Source organism: Cellulosimicrobium sp. GQ32, assembly GCF_059758455.1.
The window spans coordinates 1-25,331 of record NZ_JCAXEP010000017.1 but is presented as its reverse complement, the minus strand read 5'-3'; the positions used below and the strand labels follow the sequence as shown (position 1 = coordinate 25,331).

27 protein-coding genes and 1 pseudogene are annotated in these 25,331 nt (G+C 75.9%); 9 read left to right on the top strand and 19 right to left on the bottom strand.

Annotation, left to right across the window (positions count from 1 at the left end; translation table 11 throughout):
• The first annotated feature begins 81 nt into the window (after nt 1-81).
• Nucleotides 82-342, top strand: a complete 261-nt coding sequence (locus tag AC6CH9_RS19890) for a hypothetical protein (RefSeq protein WP_498156444.1) — start codon at nt 82-84, stop codon at nt 340-342.
• Nucleotides 343-483: 141 nt separating this feature from the next.
• Here AC6CH9_RS19890 and AC6CH9_RS19885 read toward each other — a convergent pair whose 3' ends face one another.
• Nucleotides 484-1,161: a LysE/ArgO family amino acid transporter gene (locus tag AC6CH9_RS19885; protein WP_498156443.1), complete on the bottom strand. Its 678-nt coding sequence runs from the start codon at nt 1,159-1,161 to the stop codon at nt 484-486.
• Between the two features lie 52 nt (nt 1,162-1,213).
• On the opposite strand from AC6CH9_RS19885, the gene AC6CH9_RS19880 reads away from it, so the two are divergent.
• Nucleotides 1,214-2,176, top strand: a complete 963-nt coding sequence (locus tag AC6CH9_RS19880; protein WP_498156442.1) for an ArgP/LysG family DNA-binding transcriptional regulator — start codon at nt 1,214-1,216, stop codon at nt 2,174-2,176.
• 154 nt (nt 2,177-2,330) lie between these two features.
• On the top strand, nt 2,331-3,134 hold the full coding sequence (locus tag AC6CH9_RS19875; RefSeq protein WP_498156441.1) for a thioesterase family protein: 804 nt from the start codon (nt 2,331-2,333) through the stop codon (nt 3,132-3,134).
• Here the strand turns inward: AC6CH9_RS19875 and AC6CH9_RS19870 are convergent.
• The 14 genes from AC6CH9_RS19870 to AC6CH9_RS19805 all read right to left on the bottom strand — a co-directional run bounded on the left by AC6CH9_RS19870 (nt 3,121) and on the right by AC6CH9_RS19805 (nt 18,808).
• Nucleotides 3,121-4,458, bottom strand: a complete 1,338-nt coding sequence (locus tag AC6CH9_RS19870) for a condensation domain-containing protein (protein ID WP_498156440.1) — start codon at nt 4,456-4,458, stop codon at nt 3,121-3,123. The two genes, AC6CH9_RS19875 and AC6CH9_RS19870, sit on opposite strands and share 14 nt — an antisense overlap.
• Entirely contained in the window at nt 4,455-5,222 is a 768-nt protein-coding gene (locus AC6CH9_RS19865) for a 4'-phosphopantetheinyl transferase family protein (RefSeq protein WP_498156439.1), read from the bottom strand. The genes AC6CH9_RS19870 and AC6CH9_RS19865 overlap by 4 nt, the downstream gene beginning before the upstream one ends.
• Nucleotides 5,219-6,007, bottom strand: a complete 789-nt coding sequence (locus AC6CH9_RS19860) for an HAD-IA family hydrolase (RefSeq protein ID WP_498156438.1) — start codon at nt 6,005-6,007, stop codon at nt 5,219-5,221. The genes AC6CH9_RS19865 and AC6CH9_RS19860 overlap by 4 nt, the downstream gene beginning before the upstream one ends.
• On the bottom strand, nt 6,004-7,917 hold the full coding sequence (locus AC6CH9_RS19855; protein WP_498156437.1) for a hypothetical protein: 1,914 nt from the start codon (nt 7,915-7,917) through the stop codon (nt 6,004-6,006). The genes AC6CH9_RS19860 and AC6CH9_RS19855 overlap by 4 nt, the downstream gene beginning before the upstream one ends.
• The gene (locus tag AC6CH9_RS19850; RefSeq protein ID WP_498156436.1) at nt 7,914-9,686 is read right to left on the bottom strand and encodes an MATE family efflux transporter; all 1,773 of its coding nucleotides are present in this window, start codon (nt 9,684-9,686) and stop codon (nt 7,914-7,916) included. The genes AC6CH9_RS19855 and AC6CH9_RS19850 overlap by 4 nt, the downstream gene beginning before the upstream one ends.
• On the bottom strand, nt 9,670-10,827 hold the full coding sequence (locus AC6CH9_RS19845) for an acyl-CoA dehydrogenase family protein (RefSeq protein WP_498156435.1): 1,158 nt from the start codon (nt 10,825-10,827) through the stop codon (nt 9,670-9,672). The genes AC6CH9_RS19850 and AC6CH9_RS19845 overlap by 17 nt, the downstream gene beginning before the upstream one ends.
• Nucleotides 10,824-11,639 carry an acyl-CoA dehydrogenase family protein gene (locus tag AC6CH9_RS19840; RefSeq protein WP_498156434.1) on the bottom strand — a complete coding sequence of 272 codons (816 nt, stop codon included), beginning with the start codon at nt 11,637-11,639 and terminating at the stop codon, nt 10,824-10,826. Before AC6CH9_RS19840 ends, AC6CH9_RS19845 begins: the two co-directional genes overlap by 4 nt.
• Nucleotides 11,636-12,583, bottom strand: coding sequence for a hypothetical protein (locus AC6CH9_RS19835; RefSeq protein ID WP_498156433.1), 948 nt, complete (start codon nt 12,581-12,583; stop codon nt 11,636-11,638). Before AC6CH9_RS19835 ends, AC6CH9_RS19840 begins: the two co-directional genes overlap by 4 nt.
• A 1-nt stretch (nt 12,584) precedes the next feature.
• The gene (locus AC6CH9_RS19830; RefSeq protein WP_498156432.1) at nt 12,585-12,875 is read right to left on the bottom strand and encodes an acyl carrier protein; all 291 of its coding nucleotides are present in this window, start codon (nt 12,873-12,875) and stop codon (nt 12,585-12,587) included.
• Between the two features lie 72 nt (nt 12,876-12,947).
• Entirely contained in the window at nt 12,948-14,264 is a 1,317-nt protein-coding gene (locus AC6CH9_RS19825; protein WP_498156431.1) for a type III PLP-dependent enzyme, read from the bottom strand.
• Complete coding sequence (locus AC6CH9_RS19820) at nt 14,261-15,748, bottom strand: preATP grasp domain-containing protein (RefSeq protein ID WP_498156430.1); 1,488 nt, start codon at nt 15,746-15,748, stop codon at nt 14,261-14,263. The genes AC6CH9_RS19825 and AC6CH9_RS19820 overlap by 4 nt, the downstream gene beginning before the upstream one ends.
• Complete coding sequence (locus AC6CH9_RS19815; RefSeq protein ID WP_498156429.1) at nt 15,745-16,722, bottom strand: 3-oxoacyl-[acyl-carrier-protein] synthase III C-terminal domain-containing protein; 978 nt, start codon at nt 16,720-16,722, stop codon at nt 15,745-15,747. The genes AC6CH9_RS19820 and AC6CH9_RS19815 overlap by 4 nt, the downstream gene beginning before the upstream one ends.
• The gene (locus AC6CH9_RS19810; RefSeq protein WP_498156428.1) at nt 16,719-16,985 is read right to left on the bottom strand and encodes an acyl carrier protein; all 267 of its coding nucleotides are present in this window, start codon (nt 16,983-16,985) and stop codon (nt 16,719-16,721) included. Before AC6CH9_RS19810 ends, AC6CH9_RS19815 begins: the two co-directional genes overlap by 4 nt.
• On the bottom strand, nt 16,982-18,808 hold the full coding sequence (locus AC6CH9_RS19805; protein ID WP_498156427.1) for a fatty acyl-AMP ligase: 1,827 nt from the start codon (nt 18,806-18,808) through the stop codon (nt 16,982-16,984). The genes AC6CH9_RS19810 and AC6CH9_RS19805 overlap by 4 nt, the downstream gene beginning before the upstream one ends.
• A gap of 231 nt (nt 18,809-19,039) precedes the next feature.
• Here AC6CH9_RS19805 and AC6CH9_RS19800 point away from each other — a divergent pair, with 231 nt between their 5' ends.
• From AC6CH9_RS19800 to AC6CH9_RS19780, 5 genes are all read left to right on the top strand, one after another.
• The gene (locus AC6CH9_RS19800; RefSeq protein WP_498156426.1) at nt 19,040-19,741 is read left to right on the top strand and encodes a helix-turn-helix transcriptional regulator; all 702 of its coding nucleotides are present in this window, start codon (nt 19,040-19,042) and stop codon (nt 19,739-19,741) included.
• Nucleotides 19,742-20,042: 301 nt separating this feature from the next.
• Complete coding sequence (locus AC6CH9_RS19795; protein ID WP_498156425.1) at nt 20,043-20,492, top strand: DUF1801 domain-containing protein; 450 nt, start codon at nt 20,043-20,045, stop codon at nt 20,490-20,492.
• A 386-nt stretch (nt 20,493-20,878) separates the two neighbouring features.
• Nucleotides 20,879-21,319 carry a protein-tyrosine phosphatase family protein gene (locus AC6CH9_RS19790; protein ID WP_498156424.1) on the top strand — a complete coding sequence of 147 codons (441 nt, stop codon included), beginning with the start codon at nt 20,879-20,881 and terminating at the stop codon, nt 21,317-21,319.
• An 89-nt stretch (nt 21,320-21,408) separates the two neighbouring features.
• Nucleotides 21,409-21,936, top strand: a complete 528-nt coding sequence (locus tag AC6CH9_RS19785; RefSeq protein WP_498156423.1) for a dihydrofolate reductase family protein — start codon at nt 21,409-21,411, stop codon at nt 21,934-21,936.
• Nucleotides 21,936-22,517 (top strand): TetR/AcrR family transcriptional regulator, encoded by a 582-nt coding sequence (locus AC6CH9_RS19780; protein WP_498156422.1) that lies wholly within the window; start codon nt 21,936-21,938, stop codon nt 22,515-22,517. Before AC6CH9_RS19785 ends, AC6CH9_RS19780 begins: the two co-directional genes overlap by 1 nt.
• Nucleotides 22,518-22,771: 254 nt before the next feature.
• Here the strand turns inward: AC6CH9_RS19780 and AC6CH9_RS19775 are convergent.
• Nucleotides 22,772-22,999 (bottom strand): annotated as a pseudogene (locus AC6CH9_RS19775) (helix-turn-helix domain-containing protein); the annotation flags it as partial.
• 53 nt (nt 23,000-23,052) lie between these two features.
• On the bottom strand, nt 23,053-23,472 hold the full coding sequence (locus AC6CH9_RS19770; RefSeq protein ID WP_047233433.1) for a VOC family protein: 420 nt from the start codon (nt 23,470-23,472) through the stop codon (nt 23,053-23,055).
• A 62-nt stretch (nt 23,473-23,534) separates the two neighbouring features.
• Here AC6CH9_RS19770 and AC6CH9_RS19765 point away from each other — a divergent pair, with 62 nt between their 5' ends.
• Nucleotides 23,535-24,164, top strand: a complete 630-nt coding sequence (locus tag AC6CH9_RS19765) for a putative glycolipid-binding domain-containing protein (protein WP_498156421.1) — start codon at nt 23,535-23,537, stop codon at nt 24,162-24,164.
• 111 nt (nt 24,165-24,275) lie between these two features.
• Here the strand turns inward: AC6CH9_RS19765 and arfB are convergent, their stop codons facing one another.
• Both arfB and AC6CH9_RS19755 read right to left on the bottom strand, forming a co-directional pair.
• Nucleotides 24,276-24,713, bottom strand: coding sequence for an alternative ribosome rescue aminoacyl-tRNA hydrolase ArfB (gene arfB, locus AC6CH9_RS19760; protein WP_498156420.1), 438 nt, complete (start codon nt 24,711-24,713; stop codon nt 24,276-24,278).
• 96 nt (nt 24,714-24,809) lie between these two features.
• Nucleotides 24,810-25,166 (bottom strand): iron chaperone, encoded by a 357-nt coding sequence (locus AC6CH9_RS19755; protein ID WP_498156419.1) that lies wholly within the window; start codon nt 25,164-25,166, stop codon nt 24,810-24,812.
• Nucleotides 25,167-25,331: the final 165 nt, after the last annotated feature.

Sequence of the window (25,331 nt, the reverse complement as noted above, 5' to 3'; positions counted from 1 at the left end):
CGGACGGAGCCCGGTGAGCACATCCGGGGTCGGACAGGATCTGCTGTCGTGGCGGTGGCGATCTCGGGGGGGACAGGGCACGTGGGCGAACAGTTCGACCTCAGCGCGTACATCGACTCGCTCGGCCCCATGACGGCCGAGCAACGGGTCGTCGTGGACGAGGCGATGACCATGGTCACCCGACGAGGCGACAGCACCGCGTTCCTGCGCGACGCAGCCCTCTACCTCACCACCCTCGTCCTCGTCGGCGACGTCACCACCTTCGACGACGAGGACACCTGGCACCTCATCGACACCCTGCGCCACAAGCACCACGGCGGTGAGCCGGGCCTGACGGGCTGACGTTCCACGTGCGGCGACGTTGCAGCCCACGAACCGTCTGCTGCGTAGAGCCCACGAGCTCCCCGGCGGCCGGCGGTTCCACCTCCTCGACCCGAGCGGCGACGAGTCGGGGTCGGAGCGACGTCCTGAGGACGCGCCGCCTCAGCCGCCGAGCAGGAGCGAGACCCCGATCGTCGCCATGACCACGGCGATCGTGCCGTCGAGCACGCGCCACGCACCGGGGCGGGCGAACACGGGCGCGAGCAGGCGTGCGCCGAAGCCCAGCGCGGTGAACCACAGGACGCTCGCGACCATCGCGCCCGCCCCGAAGAGCCACCGGGCGGCGTCGGGGTCGACCTCTCCCCCGGCGTGCGCGGCGGCGTAGCCCGCCGCGAGCGACCCGAGGAGCAGCACGGTGTCGAGGTAGACGTGCGGGTTGAGCCACGTGAGGGCGAGCGACGTCCCGACAGCGGAGCGGGCGCTCGTCGCGCCGGCGCCGGACACCTCGCCGGACGCTGCGTCGAGCCCGCCGGGCCGCAGCGCGCGCCGTGCGGCGAGGACCGCGAGCGTGAGGAGGAACGCGGCGCCGCCCCAGCGCACCACGGTGAGCAGCGCGGGGGCTCCGGTCACGAGCGCGCCGAGCCCGGCCGTCCCGGCCGCGATGAGGACGAGGTCGGAGAGCGCGCAGACGAGCACGACGGGCAGGACGTGCTCACGGCGCAGGCCCTGGCGCAGCACGAACGCGTTCTGCGCCCCGATCGCGACGATGAGGGACAACCCGGCGGCGAGACCGGCGGCGAGGGGCGAGAGAGCGGCGAGCACGCCCTCGACGGTAGGCACCAGCCTGTGTGAAGTACAGCGAAAGATTCTGCACTTCCCTAAGATCTGCTTCATGGTGGACCTTCAGCCCGACCAGCTCCGCACGCTCGCCACGATCGCCGCCGCCGGGACGTTCGAGGCCGCCGCGCACCGGCTCGGGGTCACCCCGTCCGCCGTGAGCCAGCGCGTGCGCGCGCTCGAGTCGGCCGTGGGCCAGGTGCTCGTCCGACGCGGGAAGCCCGCCGAGCTCACGCCCCCGGGCCGGGTGCTCGTCCGGCACGCGCGCCACCTCGCGCTCCAGCAGGCGGACGTGCTCGCGGAGCTGGGGATCGGGGCCGCGGAGCGGACCGCACCCGACCCGGCGGAGGACGCCGCCGCGCCGTTGCCCGAGGTCACGCTCGTGGTCTCCGGCGACGCCCTGACCACCTGGGCGCTGCCCGCGCTCGTCGAGGCGTCGGGGTGGGCCCGGCTCGAGGTGCTGCGCGAGGACGAGGAGCACTCCATCGGCCTCCTGCGCGACGGGACGGCGGTCGCGGCGGTGACCTCGGTCGCCGAGCCCGTCCCGGGCTGCCGCTCGACCCTGCTCGGCCACATGCGCTACCGCCCCATGGCGAGCCCCGCGTTCGTCGCGCGCTGGTTCCCGGACGGCCCGACCGTCGTCGCGCTCTCCCGCGCGCCCGTCCTCGCGTTCGACCGCAAGGACGACCTCCAGGAGCGCTACCTGAGGCTGCGCGCGCAGCGTGCAGCAGGGACAGGAGCAGGGACAGCGGCGGAGGCGGCGATCGACCCGCCCCGCCATCACGTCCCCGCGTCGAACGAGTTCCGCCGCGCGATCGAGCTCGGCATGGGCTGGGGCATGCTCCCCGACCTCCAGAGCGCCCGAGCCGAGCGCGCGGGGCGCCTCGTGGGCTTCGACGACGCCCGAGCGACGGACGTGCCGCAGCACTGGCAGCAGTGGCGCCTGCACTCCACGTCGCTCGACCGCCTCGCGGCCGCCGTCGCGCGTGCCGCTCGTGCCGCGCTCGGCGCTCCCTGACGTCCGGCTGCAGCCCGTCCCTCAGGCGCCCGCGAGGGCCCGCACGGCGACGGAGGCGTCGGTGCCGCCCCCGGGCACCGGACGCCGCCGCACGGGGCACACTCGTGGGGTCCCCGCTCGCAGAGCCGAGCGACCACCCGTACCGAGGAGCACGATGGCGTACTTCTTCCGCACCGGCGCGACGACGTTCCGCGCGAGCCCGCACGTGGGCGGCGCGTGGCGCACCGACGAGCAGCACGTCGCGCCCGCGCTCGGGCTGCTCGCGCACGTCGTCGAGACCGACCGCGTCGCCCGAGCGCGCCACGACCTCGCCGTCTCGCGCCTCGCCTACGACATCTGGGGCGTCTTCCCGATCGGCGACGTCCAGACGCGAGTCCAGGTGCTCCGCCCCGGGCGGGGCGTGGAGCTCGTCGAGGCGACGCTCTGGTGCGCGGGCCGCTGCGCCGTCTCGCTCCGGGCGTGGCTCGCGCGGGCGGGCGACACCACCGACCTCGCCGGCGGCACGCCGGCACCCGTGCCCGGCCCCGACCGGACGCCGCCCTGGGACCCCGCGACCGTCTGGCCCGGCGGCTTCATCGACTCCGTCGAGGTCCGCCGCACCGCGGTCGAGCCGGGGCGCGCGACGGTCTGGGTGCGCACCGACGTCCCGCTCGTCGCCGACGAGGAGGTGGGGCCGCTCCCGCGCACCGCCGGCCTGCTCGACGCCGCCAACGGCATGGCCGTGCGCGCGGACCCGCGGGAGGTCGCGTTCCCCAACGTCGACCTCACCGCTCACCTGTTCCGGGCCCCGCTGGGCGGCTGGGTCGGCCTCGACACCACCGTCGTGTTCGGGGCGTCTGGCACGGGCGTCACGCACGCGACGCTGCACGACGAGGACGGGCCGTTCGGGACGCTCGCCCAGTCGCTCGTCGTCCGCTCGCTGGTCCCGACGGAGGGCACGGCACCTACCGGTGCGTGACCGTCCCGCCGGGGCTCCCCGCGCGTGATGCGTCGAGCACGCAGCGCTCGAGGTCGCGCACGACTCGCTCCGCGGTCGCGTCGTCCAGGCGCGTCGTGTCGGCGGTGAGGACGACGTCGATGCCCCCGCCCGGGGCGTCGACGAGGTGCAGCGTGAGGGTGACGCCGCCCTGCTCGTCGGACGCGTCGGCGCGCGCGAGCCGGCGCGACCGCGAGGGGCGGGCGCGCAGCGTCCGGTCGGGACCGGTGCCGCGGCGGTCGTTGTACCAGCACGTGCCGTCGTGGGCGGTCGACGGGTCGGCCGCGGCCTCGGCCTGGAGCCGGTCCTTGTCGTAGTACGCCGACCGGTACGCCGTCATCGCCGCGCGCCAGACCCGCGTGCCCACCTCGTCGAACGGCGCGTCGAGGCCGTCGACGTGCAGCAGGCCCTCCATCGCCGTCGTCACGACCGCCTCCGCGAGCTCCCGGCGGAAGCGGTTGCTCACCATGACCTGGAGCGCGAGGTCGTCACGGCCCGCGGCGCGGGCGAGCGCCCGGCACGACGCCGCGAGCAGGACGCCGGACGCGCTCGTCCGCCAGCGCGCGGCCACGCGCTCGGCCGCCGGCCCCAGACGTCGCGAACGCAGGACCGTCTGTCGGTACCGCGGCGTGCCGTCGGGCGCCTCGGCGGCGCGCGGCGCGAAGACCTGCGCCGGGGCGGCGCGCATGGTCCGCAGGGTGCGGGCGCGCGCGGCGGCGTCGTGCCGTCGCCCCTCGTCCGACCTCTGCCAGGCCGCCTCGTCGAGCGGCGTCCACGCCCCGGGGTCCGGCAGCGCGCCGCCCGCCGCGAGCGCCGTGAGGTCGGCGTCGAGGACGGGGAGCCCCCAACCGTCGAGCGCGGTGTGCGCGACGACGAGCGTCGTGTGGTGCACCGCGCCGTCCACCGTCACGAGACCTGCCCGCACCGGCAGCTCGGTGGGGTAGGCGAACGCGCGGCTCCAGAGCTCGTCGCGGAGCCGCGCGCCGCACGCCGCGACCTCACCGACGTCGGCGACCCGCTCCTCGACGACCTCGACCGTCCCGGAGCCGCAGAGCTCCTGGACGAACCCGTCGCCGCGCGGGTGGATCCGCGTCCGCAGCGAGTCGTGCCGCTCGACGAGCGCGCGCACGACGGCGGTCGCGGCCTCGGTCGGCACCGGCACGTCGAGCGGGCCGCCCCACACGAGGTTGAACTGGTGGTCCAGCGGCTCGAGCGCGGCGAGCGCGCGCCGGATCGCGGTCTGGCCCCACGTCGCGGGCTCCTCGCCCGCGCGCCCGCCGACCTCGAGCTGGTGCACGACCCTCACCGCGCACCTCCCCCGCCGAACCGCGCCGTGGGCGACGGCCGTTCCACGCCCCAGACCCGGGTGCGGAGCGCGTGCGGCCGCGGCCCCGGCGTCGCGCAGGCCGCGACGGCGCCGGCGGGTGCCGCCACGTCGCTCACCCACCACTCCTGCCCACGCCACGGGCCGTCGTCGGCCCGCACGATCCCGGGCGCCCGGACGTCGAGCCCGAGCACGTCGAGCAGGCGCCCCCCGACCGCCTTGGCGCACGCCTCCAGCCGCGAGAACCGCCGCCACAGGTCCCCGTCCGCGTCCGACCGCGCGTCCGCCGGCGCGAGGAACCGTGCGGCGAGGCGGTGGACGTCCACGCGCGGGTCGCGCACCTGCACGTCGACGCCCACGTCCGTCTGGGCGAGCGCGACGAGCGCGTGGTCGCCGCTGCGGCTGAGGTTCCACCGCTGCCCGACGACGGGACCCGGCTTCCCGTGCGCGCCCACCTCCCAGCGCACGCGCGCGGGCGGCAGGCTCGTGCGCGCCGCGAGGATCTCGCGCGCGGCGACGTGGGCGCGCACGTACCGCGCGGCGTCGGCCGGCGACGCGAAGCGGCGGGCACGGTCGCGCTCCGCCGCGTCCAGCACGTCGGCGCCGAGCACGGCGTCACCCGCCGTCGAGCACGACCTTGCTGTCGGAATGGAGCCCAGAACGACACTCATGTCGTGCTCGGCGGGGGGCGGGGTCGTGTCGACGAACCACAGCTCGACCTCCGGCTCCGGGTCGACCGCGCTCACGCGACCTGCTCCGGCAGGGCGTCGCCGAGCCGGTCGAACGACTCTGCGGACGGGGCCTCGGCCGGAACCTCGAGAGCACCTCCGTCCCGCGCCGTCACCACGACCTCCACCTGGCCGTCGACCGCGCGGACGACGACCGGGCGCAGGTCCGCGACGCGGTGGTGCGCTCCGGGGAGGTCGTCCGGGCCGACGGCGAGCACGGTCGCCGTCGCGTCCCGGCCCGCAGCAACTCCCGCGGCGGAGTCCTCCAGGACGAGGCAGTGGCGCGGGTCGACGCCGAGCAGCCGCGCCCCCGCGAGGAACCCCTCCGGGTCGGGCTTGCCGCGCGCCACGTCCTCCGCGCAGACGAACCGCGTCGGCACGGGCAGGCCGGCGGCCGTCAGGCGCGCGAGCGCGACCTCGCGCGCCGCCGAGGTCACCACCGTCCAGGCCCGCGGGTCCAGGCCGTCCAGGAGGACCGCCGCGCCCGGCACGGCCACGACGCCCTCGGTGTCGTCGCACGAGATGCGGTGCAGCCATTCGACCTCGCGCGCGACGTCGGCGTCCGGCGCCACGAGGCGGACCACCTCGACGTCGCGACGCCCGTGCGACGCCGTGACCACCGCGTCGCCGTCGAGCCCGAGCCGGGCTGCCCATGCGAGCGTGTGCCGCTCGATCGCGGCGGACGAGTCGACGAGCGTCCCGTCGAGATCGAGCAGCAGGGCCGCGCCACGCCATGCCCACGCGCCCGCCGACGCACGGTCCGACGGGGCACGGTCCGACGGGGTGGTCGGGGTCGCGTTCACAGCAGCGTCTCCGCCCGCGCGAGCCGCGCCGCGGCGTGGACGTCCGCGTACCGCTGCACGGGTCCCGCCGCGTGCTGCACGCCCAGCGCGGCCGGGCTCGGCCGGCCCGGCGCGTCCCCGTCCGCGCGCGTCACGACCGGGAGCACGTGCGCGGTGCCGGCGCTCGCGAGCGCCACCAGGAGGTCCGCCGCGGTGCGGGCCGGAACGTCGGCCAGGTGCGCCGGGGCCTCGTGCGGCCCGCCCGTCGTCGCGCGCGGAGGTGCGGCCGCCGTCCTGCGCGCCGCCCACAGCCCCCGCGAGACGTAACGCCCGCCGGGCTCGACGCCGAGAAGCCCACGCGTCTCGACGTGCTCGCACGCGAGGACCTCGACGACGGCGCGGCCGTCTGGCCCGTCGGCTGTGTGCTCGGCGGCGCCGTCGAGGTCGACCTGGGCGCTGTGGCGACGCACCGCGTCCTCGGCGCGCGCGCCGCACGCCGAGCAGTCGTGCACGACGACGCGCACCGGCACCGCGGGACCCGCCGCCCGGCACACGACCTCGGCGTCGCGCTCCCCGAGGAGCCACGCGGCGGCGAGCGCGCCCCCGACGACCGGTGCCGAACCCGGGGTTGCGGGCGACCCCGGCGTCGAATCCGCACGTAACCCCGGGTTCGGCGGGGTGCCGATCTGCGTCTCGCCCGCGCGCAGCGCGTCGAGGGCGAAGGCGACGAGCTCGTCGACCGCGTGCTCCGGGCGGTCGGCGGGGAGGAGGCCGGAGAGCACCCACGTCCGGACGGCAGCGGCCCGGTGCACCGAGGCGTCGGGGCCGGCGGGCGGCGGCCAGGCCGTGCGGGCGACGTCGTGACCCAGCAGCCAGCACGCGGCGCCGAGCTCGACGAGCGCGTCGCGCGAGACCCGGCCGAGCTCCGCGGACGCGCCCGCGACGAGCAGCGACACGTCGTGCGCGACGGTCGCCGGGTCGACGCCGAGCCACCACGACCACGCGTCCCAGCCCCAGCCGAACGGGTGCTCGAGCGGTTCGCCGACGTTCGGACGGAGCACGCGCAGCGTGCAGCGCGAGCGCTCGAGCGTGACCGCGACCGGCCGGAGGGTCGCCGGCGAGCGCGACGGCTCGCGGTCGAGGCCGGGCCGGTCCCACGCGTCCGGGTCGACGGCGTCGCCCGCCGGGACGGTCGCGTGCCGGGCCCCGTGCGCGTCGTTGCCCGCGAGGCTCGGGCCGTCGCCGTGCTCCAGCAGGTGCGGCAGCGTCGCGACGACGGGGTACCCCTCGCGCGCGCAGAACGTCACGACGGCCTCGTCGTCGTCGCGCTCGTCGTCGGGCAGGGTCGCGAGGTGGGCGGCGAGGCGCAGCGCGCCGTCCGCGGGGAGGACGAGGCCGAGCGTGGGCACCCACTCGTCGTGGCCGAGCGGCGCCCACGCCTGTCCGGCGGCGGCCGCCGCGCGCACGAGGTAGGCGTTGCGCGGGCTGTTCCAGTTCGAGTAGAGCGCGACGGCGTGCCGGTCCCGGGCCCGCACGGCCCGCAGGACGAGCTCGGCGAACCCCGGGACCGGGGTGACGTCGTCCTGGAGCACGAGGTGGTGCGTCGCGCCCGGCGCGACGGCGGCCCAGGCGCGCTTGGCGGTGCGCAACGGGCTGGGCGGGCCGTCGGGCTCGGGGTCCTCGACGACCCGCACGTCGAGCGGCGCGCACGCCGCGACCAGGTCCGAGACGTCGCCCCGCGCCGGGTGGTGCATGACGACGACGCTGAGCACGGGCTCGGGGGCGTCCGAGCCCGGGCCGGCCGCCGTCCGCCGGACCGCGCCCGTTCCCGGCACGCCGCGGACGGACACGTCGCGGACCGGCACGTCGCGGGCCGGGGCGGTACGGGCCGGAGCATCCTGGACCGGCGGCGTCGTCCCCCGCGCGGTCACGGCGCGACCTCCGCGGCCGAACCAGCCGTCTCGGCCGGCACGTCGGTGGCCCGCCGTCGGACGAGGCGCACCGCGACGGGGAGCATCACGACCAGCCCGACGACGTTCGTCACGGCGATCGTCGTGTACAGCGCGGTGGGACCGCCGCCCGCACGGGCGAGGATGCCGCCGACGCCGAGCGAGACCGCGTGGTAGAGCACGTTGAGCGTCACGGCGACGCGCCCGTACCCGAGCTGCTCGAGCAGGGTCAGGAGGAAGAGCACGAGCCCGACGCCGGCGTACGACGGCCCGACGACGCGCAGGTAGAGCGCCGCCTGCGCGGCGACGTCCGGGTCCGCGGCGAGCTGTCCCGCGACGACCGGCGCGGTCAGGAGGACGAGCGCCCCCACCACCACGTACACGCCGGCGACGACGACCGTGCCCGCGCGGAGCGTGCGCGGCAGCAGGTCGAGCTCGCCCGCGCCCCACTGCTGGTTCATGACGATGCTCACCGCCGCGGCGAGCCCGATGGCCGGCACGATCACGAGCGTCTGGACCGTCGCGGCACCGCCGAACCCCGCGACGACGTCCGTGCCCGACGGCCCGAGGACCCACACCATGACGAGGTTCGTCACGGTGAGCAGGAGGTAGGACAGACCGACCGGCAGGCCGACACCGAGGAGCAGCCCGCGCACGTCCACCCGCTCGACCCGCGCGCCCTCGGGCGGCGCGTCCGACGTCGTCGGCTCGGCGGCCGGCGGGACGGAGAGCGGGCCGGACGGCGCAGCACCCGCCGGGGCGGACGGTGCCGCGACCGGGGCCGGCGCCGTGGAGTGTGGGGGCGGGGGCGGCGTCGTGGAGGGTGGGGACGGGGTCGGCGTCGTCCACGAGCCGGCGGGCAGCGCCCGGAGCACCCGGCGCCACCACGCGGCCACCCGCTGCGGCGCGGGGTGGTGGCGCAGGGCGAGCAGTCGGCGCAGCCCGGGGACGTGGCCCGGCCGCGGAAGGAGCCGGGCCCGCACGAGGAGCGCCCAGGCGACGGCCGCGCCGACGAGCGTGGAGCCCGTGATCGCGACCGGGACCGCGAGCGCGCCGAACCCGCCCACGAGCCCGACGAGCCACACGACGAGCACCTGGAGCCCCGCGACGAGCAGCGCCACGGTCGCCGACGCCCCGGTGCGCGCCCACCCGCGCAGCGCGGCGGCCGCGACCGCCGTCGGGACGGACAGCACGCTCGCGACCACGGTCCAGCGCGCGAACGCGACGAACTCCGCGACGAGCGGCGCGGGCACGGACAGCACGTCGGCGAGCGCCGGCGCGGCGAGGACCACGAGCAGCGCGACCCCGCCCAGCACCGCTGCGCCCCAGCCCACGAACCGCCCGAGCAGCGCGGTGGTCACCGACGTCGGCACAGCCGTCGCGCCGTCGTCGTCCGCTGCGTCGTCGCCCGTGGCCCGGGCCCGCGACCCGTGCAGGCGCGCGAAGCCGACCTGCGTCGAGACGTCGAGGCCCTCCTGGACCGCGAGCACGAGGAACGTCACGGGGACGAAGAGCGACCGGACGTAGAGCGCGTCGTCGCCCATGTGGCCCAGCAGCGCCGCGACGACGAGCTGCGCGAGCGCCCCCACGACGAGCGCCGCGCAGATCGGGGCGGCGAGGCGCACGACCCGGCGCCGCAGCGCCCCGACCGTCGGCCCCGCGGCCGGTGGCGGCGGCACGGGCAGCGCCTCCGGTCGCGGCGAGGCGGTCGCGACCGGGGTCGCGGCCGCCTCCCTAGACGAGCTCGGCATGCCGTGCCCTGCCCTGCAACCAGCCCTGCGCGAGGGTGAGCCGCTGGACGGTCCGCGTGCCCTCCATCATCTCCAGGCCGGGCACGTCGCGGACCAGCTTGTCGAGGTACGGGTGCTCCCACCGCGCGCCGGGGCCGAGCAGCGCGGGCACCGTGTGCGTGACCTCCTCCGCGAGGTCGAGCGCGGTGGCCTTGGCCGCCGCGGGCAGCGTCCCGTCCGCCGCGTCCGCGTCGGCGGCGCGCGCCGCCTGGTTCACGAGGGCGCGCGCGGCGTGGAGCCGGTCGTCGAACGTCTCCAGGCGCCACCGCTCGTCGGCGGCGAACGACGACCGCTCGGCGCGCACGTAGTCGAGCGCCGCCTGCGTGACGCCCACCGCGAGCGACGCGACGACGGGGCGCAGCCGGTTGAAGGTGCGCACCGCCCCGAGGAGGCCGCGGCGCGACGGCGACAGGTGCCGCCCGAGCGTGTCCTGCGCGAGCAGGGGCACGTCGTGCAGCCGCACCTCGCCGAGCTGCACCGCGCGCATCCCGGTCGTCACGAGCGGCGCGGCGTCGAACCCCGGCCGGTCGGTGTCGACGAGGTAGACACCGACGCCCAGCGGGCCCGGGCGGTGCCGCGCGAACACGACGCCGAGGCTCGCGCGCGCGACGTTGCCCACGTACTTCTTGTGGCCGCGCAGCACGGGAGCGCCGTCGGCCTCGACGACCGCCGTCTCCAGCGCCGCGGCGTCCGAGCCGCGGTCGGGCTCGGTGAGGCCGAAGAACGTCCACGTGCCCGGCTGCGCCACGCGACGGTAGAAGCGGTCGCGCTGCTCGTCGTCCGCGAGGTCGTCCACGACGACCCCGGACATGGACGGCCCGGGCGCCCCGACGACGACGGACGCGTCGCCCCACGCGAGCGCCTCGGCGACGACGACGCGCTCCACGCACGTGCGCACGTGCACCGGGACGCCCCGCACGCGCAGCGGGTCGTCGAGGTAGCCGGGCGGGAACCCGCCGAGCTGCCGGTACGGCAGGGCACCGGAGTCCAGGAGCACCTGGAGCGCGGCGGGGTCGGCGTCGATCGCGAGGGCGTGCTCGCGGAGCGCCACGCCGACGGGCCGCAGGTGGTCGCGCAGCGCGACGAGGTCGACCGTGGTCATGCGTCCCGCCCCTCCCGGCCGCCGGCGGTACCGGTCGGCAGCGTCCCGCTCGCGTGGCCGAGCAGGTCGATCGTGCGCGCGAGCCGCGCGGCGTCGCCGTCGACGTACCCCGACGCGCCGAACAGGTTGTGGACGGCGCGCGACGAGCGGTCGAGGACCGCCGTGACGCGCGCGAGCGAGGACCCGGAGACCACGGGGCGTCGATCCGGCGATCCGGCAGCCGGGGCCTCGTCCCGCGAGGCGACCCCGCCCAGGAGCGACTGCGCCTCGAGGTGGGCGAGCGCCGCGTCGGCGAGGACGAGACGGACGGGCGGCAGGTTCACCGTCGCCGTGCCGCCGACCGTCCGGCCGCGCAGCCGCTCGACGGCCCGGTCGGCCAGACGCTCGCACAGCCCGGTCCGGACCCACGCGACCCCGACGCGCCAGGCGGCGTCGGCCGCGCCGGTCGCGGCGCCCGCGCGGGCGGCGAGTGCGACAGCTCCGGGTACCTCGGCGGCACGCGCGGCCGACCCGGGTGCCACGGCGGCGCGGGGCGCCCGCCACACGAGCAGCGTGCCGACGTCCGACGCCACCTCACCGACCCGCGCCCACCCGTCAGGCGGCGGGACGTCGTCGGGCAGCAGGACGCACTCGCCCGGCAGCGCCGCGACGGGCAGCAGACCCCCGAGGGCGGTGAGCGCCGCGACCGCGCCGAGCTCGCGCGCGACGGTGCGGAGGTCGGCGGGGCCGTCCACGCGGACCTCCGCGCCGCCCTCCTCGGGCAGCACCGCGCCGGCGCCGACGGGGGCGGGGGCGACGACGTCCGTGCTCATGCGAGCACCGCCTCTCGGGACAGGTCGTCGGCGCCCGGGGAGGTCGCCGCGACAGCGCGTGGGCCGAGGACGAGCGAGCAGCGGTAGCCCAGCTCGAGGCACCGCTCGTGCAGGACGACCGGCGCGTGCGGGACGTCGTCGCACGCGGCGAGGACCTCCCAGACGCCCGTCGCCGCCGCGCCCGGGTCGGCGTGCAGGACGACGCCACCGTCGGCGTCGGGGACCTCGCCCGCGTCGACGTCGACGCCGAGGACGACGCGCCGGGCGCCGGGCGACGCCGCACGCCCCGCCTCCGGGGCGACGTCGTGCGCCGCGGCAACCGGACGGGGCCCGCGAGGCGCACGCACGACCGACAGCGCCTCGACCGGCCGCCCCGCGCCGTCGTGCCCGACGACGAGCGCGACGACGCGGTCCCGCGCGGGGGCGCGCGTCGTCGTCGGGGGCAGCGTGCACTGCTCCAGGACGAGGACGAGGGCGTCTCCCCCGAGCCCGACACCCTGCGGGCCGCCGTGCGCGAGCTCCTCGTGCGCGAGGCGCAGCGCGGTGAACGGTCCGGCCAGCCCCTGCTCGGTCACGCAGAACGTGTACGGCCGGTCGTCGAACAGGTCGGCGACGAACCCGCCGAGCAGGCGCTCGTGCTGGAGGTCGGGGGTGGTGACGACGAGGACGACGAGGCGCACGTCGTCGAGCAGGCCGCGGCCCGCGAGCGCGGACCGCGCCGCGCGGATCATCGTCGGGTAGTCCCGGCCCGGGCCGGTCTCCAGCCAGTCGGTCGGCTGGTCCTCCCCGTACACGTACCGCAGGTCCTCGGCGACCGACCGTCGCGTGCCGTCCCCGACGGGGACGAGGTCGTCGACCGGGACGTCCACGACGCCCCGCACCCGCAGGACGGCGCCGCCGGGCGTCGCCCAGGATGCCGCGCTGCTCCCGCCCCCGAGCGTCACGTCAGTTCCGGGTCGAGTGCTCGACGACGAAGTCCGTCAGCGAGCCCACGCTCTCGAGGTGGTGCTGCTCGAGCGACTCCGGGTCGACCTCCATGTCGAGCGAGTCCTCGAGGGCCATGAGCAGGCCGAGCACGCTCGTCGAGTCGAGGTCGAGGTCGTCGAACAGGCGGGTCCCGTCCGTGACGTCGGGCAGCGGGCGCCCGAGGACGCTCGACAGCGCCTCGACGACCGCGCCGACGACGCGCTCGCGGCCGAGGGCCTCCTGGGACTCGGTGTTCGTGCTGGTGCTCACGATGTTCCTCCGGGGTGTGGGTCGGGCGCCCGCGGGAGCGGGTGGCTGGTGCCGGCCGGGACGGCCGGCGGGTCAGGGTGCGGCGACGGCCTCGGCCGGGGCGACGCGCGCGCCGAGGTCGTGGAAGACCTGGCGGGACAGGAGGTCGTCGGGCGTGTCCGCGTGCCGCACGAGGAACGACTCGTCGCCCAGCGTCAGCACCTCCGCGGGGTAGCCGTGGCTGAGGAAGTGCACGGGCGACGCGGTCGCGCCGTACGCGCCGGACCGGTCCACGGCGACGAGGTCGCCGGCCGCGAGGTCCGCCGGGAGCGGGACGGCCTTGCCGATCGTGTCGTTGGGCGTGCACAGCGGGCCGGTGACGTTCCACGGCACGTCCTCGGCGCCGGTCGCCGGTCCCACCTTGCGCATCGGGAAGTTGCGCTTGACGAACGACCCGATGCCCACCGCGGCCATGTGGTGGTTGGTGCCGCCGTCGGCGACGGCGAACCGCTCGCCCATCGACTCCTTGACGTAGCGCACGCGGGCGACGTACGTGCCGCACAGCGCCACGAGGTAGCGGCCGAGCTCCATGACGAGGTCCGTCGCGGGGTGCCGCTGCACGAACGCCTCGACCACGGGGTTGAGCGCCGCGGTGAGGACCTCGACGTCGAGGTCCCGCTCGCGCTCGAAGTACGCCACGCCCAGGCCCCCGCCGACGTCGACGAGCTCGAGCGGGAACCCGAGCCGGTCCGCGAGGCGCTCCGCGAGCCCGAAGATGCGCGTCGTGTTCTCGACGATCGTGCCCTCGTCGAGGATGCGGGTGCCCATGTACACCTGGACCCCGACGACGCGGGCCGTCGTCAGCCCGGCGCACAGGTCCGGCGCGTCGAGGAGCTGCTGCTCGTCGATGCCGAACTGGCGCGGCTTGCCCCCCATCGTCAGCCCGGAGCCCTTGACGGAGAACGACGGGTTGACGCGCAGCACGACGCGCGCGGGCCGCCCGGTCGCGCGAGCGAGCTCGTCCACCAGCGCCAGCTCCGGGAGCGACTCGACGATGATCGCGCGCACGCCCGAGTTGAGGCACGCCACGAGCTCGTCCCGGCTCTTGCCCGGTCCGAGGAACAGCACGTCCTGCGGCTCGACCCCCGCCGCGAGCGCGGTGCGCAGCTCGGTGAGCGACGACACCTCGGCGTTCGCGCCCAGCGAGTGCAGCAGCCCGCAGATGCTGACGTTCGGGTTCGCCTTGAGCGAGTAGAAGATCCCCAGCGCGGGGTGCAGCCGCTCGCGCAGGGCGCGGTAGTTCGCGGCGAGCACGTCGCCGTCGTACACGTACACGGGCGTGCCGAACTCCTCCGCGACCGCGGCGAGGTCCGCGCTCCCGGGCGTCGGCCGCGTGGGCGTCGTGGTCATCGGGGGTCTCCTTCGGTCGGGGTCGCGGCGGCCCGCGCTGCCGTGCGCGGGGCGAGCCGATCCGTCAGCCGCTCCGTCACGGCGCGGTCGAGGCGGGTGAGCGCGTCCTCGTCGGGTGCGACGAGCAGGCCGTGGAGCCGGCCGGCGAACGTGCCGCCCGGGGTCGGGGACGACGCGCCCGCGTTGACCGTGCCCGTCCCCTGGACGACGAGGCCCGCCTGCCCGGCCGCGCCGGGGAGCAGGTCGCCGAGGACGTCGTGGAGCGCCGCGAACGACAGCGGGACGTCGAGCACGAGCGGGTACTGCCGCGCGAGCGCGACCCATCCCTCCGGCTGGAACCGCTCCTGGAGGGGGACGGTGTACGTGGACATGTTGCTGCGCGCGTTGATCTCCAGCACCGGCAGCAGCGAGCCGTCCGTCCGCACGAGCGCGTCGACGCCGACGAGGCCGTGGAAGCCGTCGGCGGCGAGGCGCGCGCCGAGCCGGCCCGACAGCGCGGCCAGCGCGTCGACCTGCTCGGCGGGCAGGCGCGACGGGATGCGGTGGCCCTTGTGGACCCCGCCCTCGGTGATCGCCTCCTTGACGAAGTCGAACGTGACCGAGCCGTCCTGCGCGACCGTGAAGTGGTAGTTGAGGTCGGTCGCCTTGTCCGCCCAGACCTCCACCACGACGGCGAGGCGGTCGTCGCCCGAGCGGGCGGCCCGGCGCGTGACCATGCGCACGAGCTGGTCGAGGCGGCGCGGGTCGTCCACGACGAGGATCCCCTTGCCGGAGACCCCGTACGCGTCCTTGACGCCCACGGTCGCGCCGTCCGCGACGAGCCGGGCCGCCTCGGCGCACGCACGCTCGAAGTCCTCGACGGTGCGGCACGCCCAGCCGCGGGCCTGCTCGATCCCGAGCTCGTCGCACAGCCCGCGGCTGTAGACCTTGCTGTTGACGGCCTTGGTCGTCGCGGCGTCGGTGAGCATCGAGCGCAGCCCGGTCGCGACGGCGAGGTCCTCCTCCGCCGACGACGTCCCGTGCGCGAGGAGGCGCACGCCGTCTGCCGCCAGGTCGCGCAGGTGCGCGAGCAGCACGGGCGAGTCGAGCGCGTCGTGCGTGACGGTGCGCAGCGGGTCGCTCGACTCGGCGACGTGCACGGTCGGGAGCCCGACGCCGAGCGCGTCCAGGTGGGCGAGGTGGTCCGGGTCGGGCTCGGCCTTGAGCACGACGTGGTCGTCCGGGCCCGCGAGGAGGAGTGCGAGCTCGTCCATGCGGTTGACGAGCGCGGCCGTCGCCGACGCGCCCCCGACCGAGGGCAGGCCGACCTCCCCGACCGCCCACGCGTCCTCGACCTCGAAGTTCCCGAGCAGCACCAGCGGCGCGTCGGGCGTACCCGCGAGCGCGCGCTTGGTCCGCGCGAGGAACGGCTCGGCGCCGTCCGCCTTCAGGGCATCCGGGGCAGCGTCCGGGGCGGCGGCCTCCGCCACCTGCTCGACCGTCATGCGGGCTCCTCCGTCTCGTGGGGCGCGTAGCGCAGGACCATGGCGGAGAACGTGGCACCCAGCCCGACCGCCACCATGAGGAACGGGTCGCCGGGGCGCAGCCGACCCTCGGCGCGCGCGGCCGCGTAGCCGATGAACGAGTCGGCCCCGAAGCAGTGGCCGGTCACGGGCACGTCGTCGAGCCGGACGCGCGCGATCGGCAGCCCGAGGCGCGAGCACAGGCGTCGCCACGACACGCGGTTCACGTTGTGCGGCAGGACGAGCGCGAGGTCGTCCAGCACGAGACCCGCGCGCTCGACGGCCTCGACGACGACCTCCGCGAGCACCTCGGTGTACGCGACGCCGAACGGCCCGGCCAGGTCCTCCGGGAGCGGGACCTGGTGGTACTCGCCCAAGGTGCGCGTCGCGTAGGACAGCACCGGGCTGCCCGCCCGTGCCGCGACCCCACCGGTGGTGTCCGCCGCCACGAGGACGGCCGCCGTGCCCTCGCCCATGATCGTCGTGCCCTCGATGAGGCGGGACCCGGGGCTGAACGCCTTCTCGCCGGTGAGGACGAGGGCGAGCGCGTCGGGGTCGCCGTCGGCGGCCAGCAGGCGCCCCGCGACGTCCACGGCGAGCAGCGCGGACGCGCACGCGTGCTGGGTGAGGGTCCACACGACCGCGTGGTCCAGCCCGAGGCGGTCCGCGGCGTCGTGCAGGGGGTTGACCCCGACCGGGGCGACCGTCGCGATGGTCCGTGCGCCCAGCACGTACCGGACGCGGTGCTCGTTGCCGGCGAGGCCGGGCACGGCGCGCGCCGCGGCGACGAGCAGGTCGGTGAGGCTCTCGTCCGGCGCCGTGCACACCTCACGGAGCCCGAAGAAGCGCTCGAACACGCCGAGCTCGAGGTGGTCGAGGCCCAGCTCGTCCGCGAGGTCGCGGATGGGCACGCGCGTCGCGGGGACGTGCGCGCCGACGTCGACGAGGGTCGTCATGCCGCGGTCCCGGGGACGTCCACGACGCTGCGCAGGTGCTCGGCGAGCGCGCGGGGCGTCGGGTTGTCGACGACGGCCTCCGGGTCCAGGTCGACGCCCAGCGCGTCCTCCAGGTCGCCCAGCAGGGCCAGCACCTGGACCGAGCCGAGGCCGAGCCCGGCGAGGTCGCCCGTCGGGTCGACGTCGGCCGGGGCGACCCCCAGGGCGGCGGCGACGTGGCGCAGCACGAGGTCGTCGAGAGCGTCGGGCAGCGGTGCGGTCATGAGCGGGTCCCTGCGAGCTCGGTGCGCGCGCGGTCCCGGGACGCGCGCAGGGAGTGGAGCTCGGCGAGGTCACCCCGGCCGTGCAGGTCGCGCGCCCGACCGCGCTGGATCTTGCCGCTCGTGGTCCGCGGCACCTGGCCGGGACGCACGAGGACGACGTCGTGCACCGCGGCGCCCGAGACGGAGGCCAGGTGGGAGGCCATCTGGCGCACGACGGCGTCGAGCTCGTCCTCGGCGCTCGCGCCGTCGAGCCGTGCGCCCGGCGTCGGCCGGAACTCCTGGACCGCGCACAGCGTGCCCGGCAGGCCCTCCGCCTCGAAGACCGCGCCCGGACGGCCCTCGGCGCCGGGGTGCAGGCGGCGCAGCTCGCGCTCGAGGTCGTAGGGGTACAGGTTGCGCCCCGCGACGATCAGGAGCTCCTTGATGCGCCCGGTGACGACGAGCTGGCCGCCGTGCAGCGCGCCGAGGTCCCCGGTCCGCAGCCACGGGCCGGTGCCGTCGGCGGCGACGGCGCCGAACGTCTCGGCCGTCGCGCCCGCCGCCGCGTCGCCCCAGTACCCTGCTGCGACGGTGCCGCCGCGCAGCCAGACCTCCCCGACCGTGCCGTCAGGCACCTCGGTGCCCTGGTCGTCGACGAGGCGCAGCTCCACCCCGCTCGGCAGGCCGCAGCACACGAGCCGCGCGCCCGGGACGCTGCCCCGACCCTGCGCGGCGGCGTCCGGGAGCGCGGTCAGGAACGACGCCTCCTCGAGCACGACCAGGCGGCCGTCGGCGAGCGCCGCCTCGTCCGCGGTGACGACGAGCGGGAGCCGGCGGTCCGGGTACGTGGCGGTCAGCGTCGCCTCCGCGAGGCCGTACCCCGGTCCGTGGGCCGACCCGCGGAACCCGACGGGCTCGAACCGGCGCGTGAAGGCGTCCAGGACGGCCGGGTCCACCGGCTCGGCACCGCCGAGCGCCCAGCGCAGGCGGGTGAGGTCGAGCTCGGCGAGCTGGTCGTCGCGCACGCGCCGAGCGCACTGGTCGTAGCCGAAGTTCGGCGACGCCGTGACGGTCGCCCCGGTCTCGGTGATCGCGGAGAGCCAGCGGACGGGGCGCTTGAGGAACGCCGTCGAGGGGACGATGACGGCCGTCGCGCCGAGGCCCAGGGGGACGAGCAGCATCCCGACGAGGCCGAAGTCGTGGTACCCCGGCAGCCAGCTGCAGAAGACGTCCTCCGGGACGAGGCCGAGGGTCGTCGAGAAGGCGTCATGGTGGTGCAGGACGTTCGCGTGCGAGACGACGACGCCCTTGGGGCTGCTCGTGGACCCGGAGGTGTACTGGAGGAACGCGGCGTCCTGCGGGCCCGGGCGGCCGCGCCGGGCCGGGCCGTCCGTGGCGCCGTCGACCACGGTCACGACGACGGGGCCGCCGTCGGCGCGTCGCAGCGGCTCGGCCCACTCCGTCGTCTCGGTCGCGGCCGTCGGGTCGACGAGCACGACGGCGGCGTCGCAGTCGACGAGCATGCCGCGCACGCGCTCGCGCTGGTACGCCTGCCCGCCCGGGAGCGGGGACGGGACGGGGATCAGGCCCGCGTAGAAGCAGGCCACGATCCCGACGACGAACGACGCGGTCGCCGAGTAGAGGACCAGTGCCCGGTCGCCCGGCTCGTGCCGCGCGGCGAGGACGGCCGCGAGCGCCGCCGCCTGCGCGTCGAGCTCGGCGTAGGTCAGCGTGCGCCGCTCCCCCACCTCCGGCACGACGACGACGGCCGCGTGGTCCGGCCGCTCGCGTGCGTGCTCGTGGACGAGGTCCACGAGGGTCAGGTCGTCGGGCTGCGCGCCCATGGGGCCCCCTCCGTCACCGGCGCCGGGACCGTCCCGGCGCGGAGGACGCCGGGCAGGACGAAGCCCGACCCGGCGGTCCGGGGGAAGCCTGGCAGCGGACGGACGCGGTGTAAACAAATCCGACGTGTCCGGAAGAGGACAAATGCCCGCTCATCTCCGCGTTCGTCACATCGGTCCGCCCGCCGGGACGGCCCGGGAGCGCCGCGCGGGGGTCGACTAGAGTCACACCGCGTGACGTCGTCGGAGCGAGACCCGGTCCTCGGCGCCAGGCGCTCCGCGCGGGCCGTCGCGCTGCGTCGAGCGCGCGACGTCCTCGTGCTCGACGACGGCAGCAGTCACGACCCGGACCCCCTGTGGGCGCGGGTGCACGAGCAGACCCGCCGCGAGGCGCGCGTGCGGGTCGTGACGGTCGAGCCGGCAGGGCCGCCTCGCGTCGGGCCGACCGACGACGTTCCGCCCGAGGACGACACTCTCGCCGACGGTCCGCTCGACGCGCCGCCACCCGCAGCCGACCGCCGCTCCGGTACCCCCGGCGACGTGCCGGGCGCCGGTCCGGCCGTCGAGCACCGGGTGGCCCCCGCGCTGCCCCTGTCGCTCGTCGCCCTCGACGACACGGTCGTCCTCGTCGCCCGGCCGGACCGCACGCGGGCCGTGACCGACCGGGACGCCGTCCTCGCGCTGCGGGCCCTCGCCGAGTCCGAGTGGGACCGGGCGCGGGCGGCCGACGACGCGCTCGCCCCGAGCGAGGACACGCTGCTGCGGCTCCTCGCCGAGGGCAAGACCGACACCGCCGTCGCGGCGCGGCTCGGGGTGTCGCCGCGGACGGTCCGACGTCACGCAGCCGGGCTCATGGGGCGCCTCGGCGCGACGAGCCGGTTCGAGGCCGGGGCGCGGGCCGCCCAGCGCGGCTGGATCCGGATCACCGACCGCTAGCGCATGTCCGCGTAGCCGACGTCCGGGCGGCCCTCGAACCCCAGAGCGTCGCGGCAGAGAACTGAGGGCGGCCTCGGCGTCGGGGGGAGTAGGAACGCAGTGTGGATGTTGATGTCCATGCCCGGAACGCTACGGCCGGCTTCTCGGGCCGTGCTTCTCGATTCCTGACCAGGTGATCTGTCTGGCTACGCTGATTGGCGGACTGGTCAGGAATCGAGAAGCAGCGCTGCCGCGAGAGTCCCTAGCGTCGCAGTGCGACATGACACGGCCCCATGCACGGCCCGACGAGAGGAGCGACCACATGGCGACGGACGTGACGGGAGAGGGGTTTTCCGCCCAGGAGCGAGCCGCGATGAAGGACCGCGCTGCGGAACTCAGGACCCAGGCCAAGCGAGGCCGCAGCACGGCCAAGGCGGCACGTGACGAGGCTGACGTGCTGGCGAAGATCGCCGAGATGCCCGAGCCGGACCGCGCACAGGCTGAGCGGGTCCATGAGATCGTCGCGCACGTGGCCCCGGGCCTGGCCCCGAAGCTGTACTACGGCCAGCCCGCTTACGCCCGTGACGGCAAGGTCGTCTGCTTCTTCCGCAGCGGTCAGGCGGACGGCGAGCGCTACTCCACGTTCGGGTTCAACGCCGCAGCCAAGCTCGACGACCCGAGCGGACTGTGGGCCACGTCGTACGCCCTGACGGACGTGAGCGAGAAGGCATGGGAGCGGCTCGCCGCACTGGTGAAGCAGGCGGCGGGCTGAGACGTGCCCCTGCAGTGTCACGAGGGTCCTTGAGTCCTGGAGAGGGAGACGAGGGGTCCTGGCGCGGCGGGGCGGTCTAGCAGTACCAGGTCAGCAGCTGGTGCCGGCCGGCGTCGAGGGGTGTGGCCGCCGGGCGCGTCCTTCTCCTGACGGCGTGCGGCAGCAGCGTCTTGGACACCGCGCTCGTCTGTTCCGCTGCAGTCTCGGCGCGCGGAAGCACCAGACCGAGGCCTCGATCTGGACAGACCAGAAGGGCGTCGTCGTCGGCCTGCTCGGGATCGCGTACGTCGTCCGAGTCGTGCGCCGCCGCTGCTCGCGCGTGGGCGCAGGCACTCGGCGTGCCGATCGCGCACCGCGTCGGCATACCTGTCGGTGGGGAGGAGCGCATGGGAACGTGGAAGAACGGCGACGGGGTCGTCGAGCTGCCGGACGGGCGACGGGTGCGAGGTCGCGGGATCCGGTTCGGGACGACTGGGCCGGGTGACATGCCGGAGCTCGGCGTCTACCTCACCGGGACGCCGCCGCCGGCAACGGCGTGGGAATCGCGCTGGGTTCGGTGGCCGGACTTCGCTCTGCCGCAGTCCACGCCGGACGCTGTTGCGGTGCTGCGAGAGGCGTACGAGCGGGCCACGGACGAGCGTGTCGAGATCGCGTGCAGCGGCGGGAACGGTCGGACCGGTACGGCGATCGCGCTCCTCGCCGTCTGGGGCGGCGTCTGCCCGGACGACGCCGTGGCCTGGGTCCGCGCCCACTTCCGGGCTCGAGCCGTCGAGACGCCGTGGCAACGTCGGTGGGTGCGCCGCACCGGGGCCCGGACCGTTGCATGACAGTGGGCACGGACCTGTGGGGCTGAGGCGCCGTCTGTCGCGCTGCGCCGCCGGTGTATGTAAACGCACGTGCAGTTATTATCGCACCCATGACGACGTTCCACGCATTCCTCGGTTGCAGTCTCGACGGGTACATCGCCGGACCGAACGGCGAGCTCGACTGGCTGACGTCCTTCGACAACACGGGCTACGAGGACTTCTTCGGCTCGGTCCAGGCGCTGGCGATGGGGCGCGGCACCTACGAGGTGATGCTCGAGTCTGCTCCGGACTACTACCGGGGCATGCCCATCCACGTCCTGTCCTCCATGCTCGCTCCAGGGGTACGGCCCGACATGGGTCGCTCGCCCGTACAGGTCCACCGCGACATCCCTGCCCTGCAGGCGAGCCTCGAAGAGGCGGGCATCGAGCGCGCCTACGCCGACGGGGGGCGCACGGTGCAGGCGTTCCTGGCGGCCGGGCGCCTCTCGGACCTGACGGTAACCCGGGTTCCCGTGCTGCTCGGGGGCGGCATCCCGCTCTTCGGCCGCCTCGCAGGCACGGTGCAGGCGCAGCTGGTCGCGTCGCACGCGACCGACCAGGGCGCCGTGCAGTCCGTCTATCGGTTCCCCACCCGCTGATGCCCCGGCCCAAGGTCATCAGCGACGAGGCGATCCTGGTCGAGGTCCTCCACCTCGTGCAGAGGATCGGCCCCGAGCGCTTCACGCTCGCAGCGGCCGGGAAGCAGACGGGGTTGTCGCCCTCGACGCTGGTGCAACGGTTCGGGTCGAAGCGTGCGCTCCTGCTCGCCGCCGACCGATGGGCAGTCGAGCGCTGGGTCGCCGGCATGGACGCCGTGCCAGAGACGAGATCGGCTCTGGGCCGGCTCGTCGCCGGGATCATGTACACGGTGGATCCCAGGATGACGGGCGAGGAGATGGCCAACTCGGTGTCTCTACTCCAGATCGGCCTGGCGGACAGCGAGTTCCACGCGTCCACGAAGGACGGTGCGGTGCGACTGCGGGCCAAGATCCTCGAGCGGCTGCGCGAAGCAGCGGCGAACGCAGAGCTCAAGCCCGACGTCGACCTCGACGGCCTGGCCGAACTCATCGAGATCACCTACCACGGGGCGATGATCCGCTGGGCCATCCACCGCGACGGGCACCTCGTCCACTCCGTGGAGACAGCGTTCACCCAGCTCCTGCGTCCCTATCGAGCCTGAGCGCCGCGGGACCCTCCAGAGCGACCTGACGCCGTCCACCGCGCGACGCCGACGAACGGTGCAGCTGGTTGCACTGGATTCGAGAGCGGCCGCGGACCGTCGTCGAGGTCGCGGCTGCGTGTTGCCGCTGTGTCCGGCTACGTTCGGATGCACGGTGGTCTCGTGGGGGGTGAGGGCGCCGGAGGAGTCGTGGCGCCCACCAACTCTCAAGTCAAGCCGTTCCGGGTTCTCACGTCCACCAACCGCGCAACGTGCCAGGCTGAGTCATGGCTGAGGAACTCGATCCGGTCCACGACGTCGTCCGGGAGCTGGGTCGGGGACCGGTGCGGGACGCTCGCCCGGTCATGCAGGCCCGCCTCCCCGAGCCGGTCATAGCGGTGCTTCCACGTCGACAGGCAAGCGCGCGAGATGTCCGCTTCAGCAGCGACGTGAGCGATCGGACGACTCTGGCAGCGCTCGATCAAGCGCAGGCGTCCATCCAGGCCTACCCTTTCCTCACGCCCAGCCCCGCGTCACCAACGTCATGACCCAACACCTAGCGGGCGGCCGCCGCTGCGAGCTCGGCGTCGCTGCGCAGGATGCAGAACTCGTTGCCCTCCGGGTCGGCGAGCACGACCCAGCCCCCGCCGTCGGGCGTGCGCCGGTCCGCGACCTGCGTCGCGCCGAGCGCGAGCACGCGCTCGACCTCCTCCTCGCGCGTGCGGTCCGTGGGCCGCAGGTCGAGGTGGACGCGGTTCTTCAGCTCCTTGTCGTCGGGCACCTCGACGAACAGGACGTGCCCCCTGCTCTCGACGGGCGTCGCGGCGTCGGCCGGCGGGATGATCATGCACTCCTCGTGGCCGGGGAGGTTGGGGTCGCCCGGCACGTCGGTGTACCCGAGGACCTGGGCCCAGAAGACGGACTGCGCGTAGGAGTCGCGCGCGTCGAACGTGGTGTGGGAGATGCGAGAGGTCATGGGCGCGACCCTGCCACGCCCTCGCCGCGCGGGCACCGCCTTTTCGGCCGAGACTGGCGCGCGTGAGCGCATCGACGAGGCACGTCGCGTGGACCGGCTGGGACGACGACCCGGACCGCCTGGAGGCCGCGACCGTCACCGTGCGCGACGACCGGCTGGCGGCGCTCGGCACGTCGCGCGCGAACTCGTACGCGACCGCGTGGGCGCTGCGCACCGGTCCCGGCTGGGTGACCGAGCACCTCGACGTCTCCGTGCGCGGGCTCGGGTGGTCGCGCCACCTCGACCTCGTCCGGACGCCCGACGGCGCGTGGCGCGCCGACGTGCGCGAGTCGGGGACGCCGCCGTCGGGCCTCGCCGCGCCGGGGATCGCCGACCCGGCCTCGCTCGACGGCGCGCTCGACTGCGACGTCGCGCTGTGCCCGGTCACCAACACGATGCCGATCCTGCGCCTCGGGCTGCTCGGCGACCGCCCGCCGTCGGGCGAGACGCGCCTGGTCATGGCGTGGGTCGACCTGCCGTCCCTGGCAGTCCTGCGCAGCGACCAGGTCTACGCCGCGCGCGAGCCGCTCGACCCCACGACCGGGCAGGGGGTCGTCACGTACACGAGCGCCACGCGCGACTTCACGGCAGACCTCACCGTCGACGCCGACGGCCTGGTGGTGGACTACCCGCACCTCGCACGCCGCCTCTGACCCACCGGGCTCCCGGCCCCCCGCCCTCCCGCCGAACACGACATGGAGGTCGTTCTCCGGCCCTTTCCGTCCGTCAGGTCGTGCTCGACGGCGGGTGACGTCGTGCTCGGCTCAGTCCTGCGGCGGGCGGCGCAGGCGCTTGACCTCGGTGCGCCGCTTCTTGGCGCCGATCCGGCGCTCGACCGACCCGCGTGTGGGCCGGGTCGCGCGGCGCGGCGGCCCGGGCGGGGCGACGGCGTCGGCCAGCAGGGCGGCGAGCCGCGTCCGCGCGGCCTCCCGGTTGCGCCGCTGCTCCCGGTGCTCGGACGCCACGACCGTGACGACGCCGTCCACGACCCGCCGGCCCAGACGGTCCAGCACCCGTGCGCGCTGGGACTCCGTGAGCACCGCCGACCGCGCGACGTCCCACGAGAGCTCGACGCGCGAGTCGGTCGTGTTGACGCCCTGGCCGCCCGGCCCGGACGCGCGCGAGAACCGCCACGACAGCTCCGCGTCGGGGACGACCAGGGTGGTCGTCACGCGCAGGCCGGGGCGGGCGTCGTCGGGCATCCGTCCATCGTGCCCGACGGCGCCTGCTCGGCCCAGCGGATTCGTGCCCCACCGCGCGCCACCGGTCGACCGGCAGGTCGCCCGCCGACGACGTCCTCAGCGGTCGAGCTGCGCGTCGATCTCCGCGACGCGGGCCGCGACGAGGTCGCGGACGACGTCGTCGGGCAGCGGGTGGTCGCTCGAGAACCGGACGGTCCCCTTGGCGCGCGAGAAGCCGTCGATCCGCGCGTCGACGGCGGTCACGGCGGCCGGGCTGAACGGGTAGACCGCGAGGTGCTTCGCCGAGGCCATGGCGCTGAGCAGCGCCTTGCCGCGGTAGAGCAGCGCGGGCATGCCGTAGCTCGTGCCCTCCGTGGCGCCGGGGACGACGTCGCGCGCGACCTCGACGACGCGCGCGAGCGTCGCGCGGTCCGGCTCGTCGACGCCGGCCAGGTAGTCCGTGACGGTCCCCATCCCGCCATCGTCGCGCCCCCGTCGCGGGACCGCTCGCCGAGCGGAACGGTCCGTCCGACCTGCAAGATCACAGTGCGCCCACCTTGACCTCAACCGTGGTCGAGGTCCTAGCGTGGCTGCATACCGACGGAAGGAACCTGAGGAACCATGCCTGTCTACACTCTC

Coding starts and splice junctions, on each gene's coding strand:
- AC6CH9_RS19880 (WP_498156442.1), top strand. CDS start 1,214: ATGGTGGACCTTCAGCCCGACCAGCTCCGCACGCTCGCCACGATCGCC.
- AC6CH9_RS19875 (WP_498156441.1), top strand. CDS start 2,331: ATGGCGTACTTCTTCCGCACCGGCGCGACGACGTTCCGCGCGAGCCCG.
- AC6CH9_RS19850 (WP_498156436.1), bottom strand. CDS start 9,686: ATGCCGAGCTCGTCTAGGGAGGCGGCCGCGACCCCGGTCGCGACCGCC.
- AC6CH9_RS19845 (WP_498156435.1), bottom strand. CDS start 10,827: ATGACCACGGTCGACCTCGTCGCGCTGCGCGACCACCTGCGGCCCGTC.
- AC6CH9_RS19840 (WP_498156434.1), bottom strand. CDS start 11,639: ATGAGCACGGACGTCGTCGCCCCCGCCCCCGTCGGCGCCGGCGCGGTG.
- AC6CH9_RS19825 (WP_498156431.1), bottom strand. CDS start 14,264: ATGACCACGACGCCCACGCGGCCGACGCCCGGGAGCGCGGACCTCGCC.
- AC6CH9_RS19820 (WP_498156430.1), bottom strand. CDS start 15,748: ATGACGGTCGAGCAGGTGGCGGAGGCCGCCGCCCCGGACGCTGCCCCG.
- AC6CH9_RS19815 (WP_498156429.1), bottom strand. CDS start 16,722: ATGACGACCCTCGTCGACGTCGGCGCGCACGTCCCCGCGACGCGCGTG.
- AC6CH9_RS19810 (WP_498156428.1), bottom strand. CDS start 16,985: ATGACCGCACCGCTGCCCGACGCTCTCGACGACCTCGTGCTGCGCCAC.
- AC6CH9_RS19805 (WP_498156427.1), bottom strand. CDS start 18,808: ATGGGCGCGCAGCCCGACGACCTGACCCTCGTGGACCTCGTCCACGAG.
- AC6CH9_RS19795 (WP_498156425.1), top strand. CDS start 20,043: ATGGCGACGGACGTGACGGGAGAGGGGTTTTCCGCCCAGGAGCGAGCC.
- AC6CH9_RS19790 (WP_498156424.1), top strand. CDS start 20,879: ATGGGAACGTGGAAGAACGGCGACGGGGTCGTCGAGCTGCCGGACGGG.
- AC6CH9_RS19785 (WP_498156423.1), top strand. CDS start 21,409: ATGACGACGTTCCACGCATTCCTCGGTTGCAGTCTCGACGGGTACATC.
- AC6CH9_RS19780 (WP_498156422.1), top strand. CDS start 21,936: ATGCCCCGGCCCAAGGTCATCAGCGACGAGGCGATCCTGGTCGAGGTC.
- AC6CH9_RS19770 (WP_047233433.1), bottom strand. CDS start 23,472: ATGACCTCTCGCATCTCCCACACCACGTTCGACGCGCGCGACTCCTAC.
- arfB (WP_498156420.1), bottom strand. CDS start 24,713: ATGCCCGACGACGCCCGCCCCGGCCTGCGCGTGACGACCACCCTGGTC.
- AC6CH9_RS19755 (WP_498156419.1), bottom strand. CDS start 25,166: ATGGGGACCGTCACGGACTACCTGGCCGGCGTCGACGAGCCGGACCGC.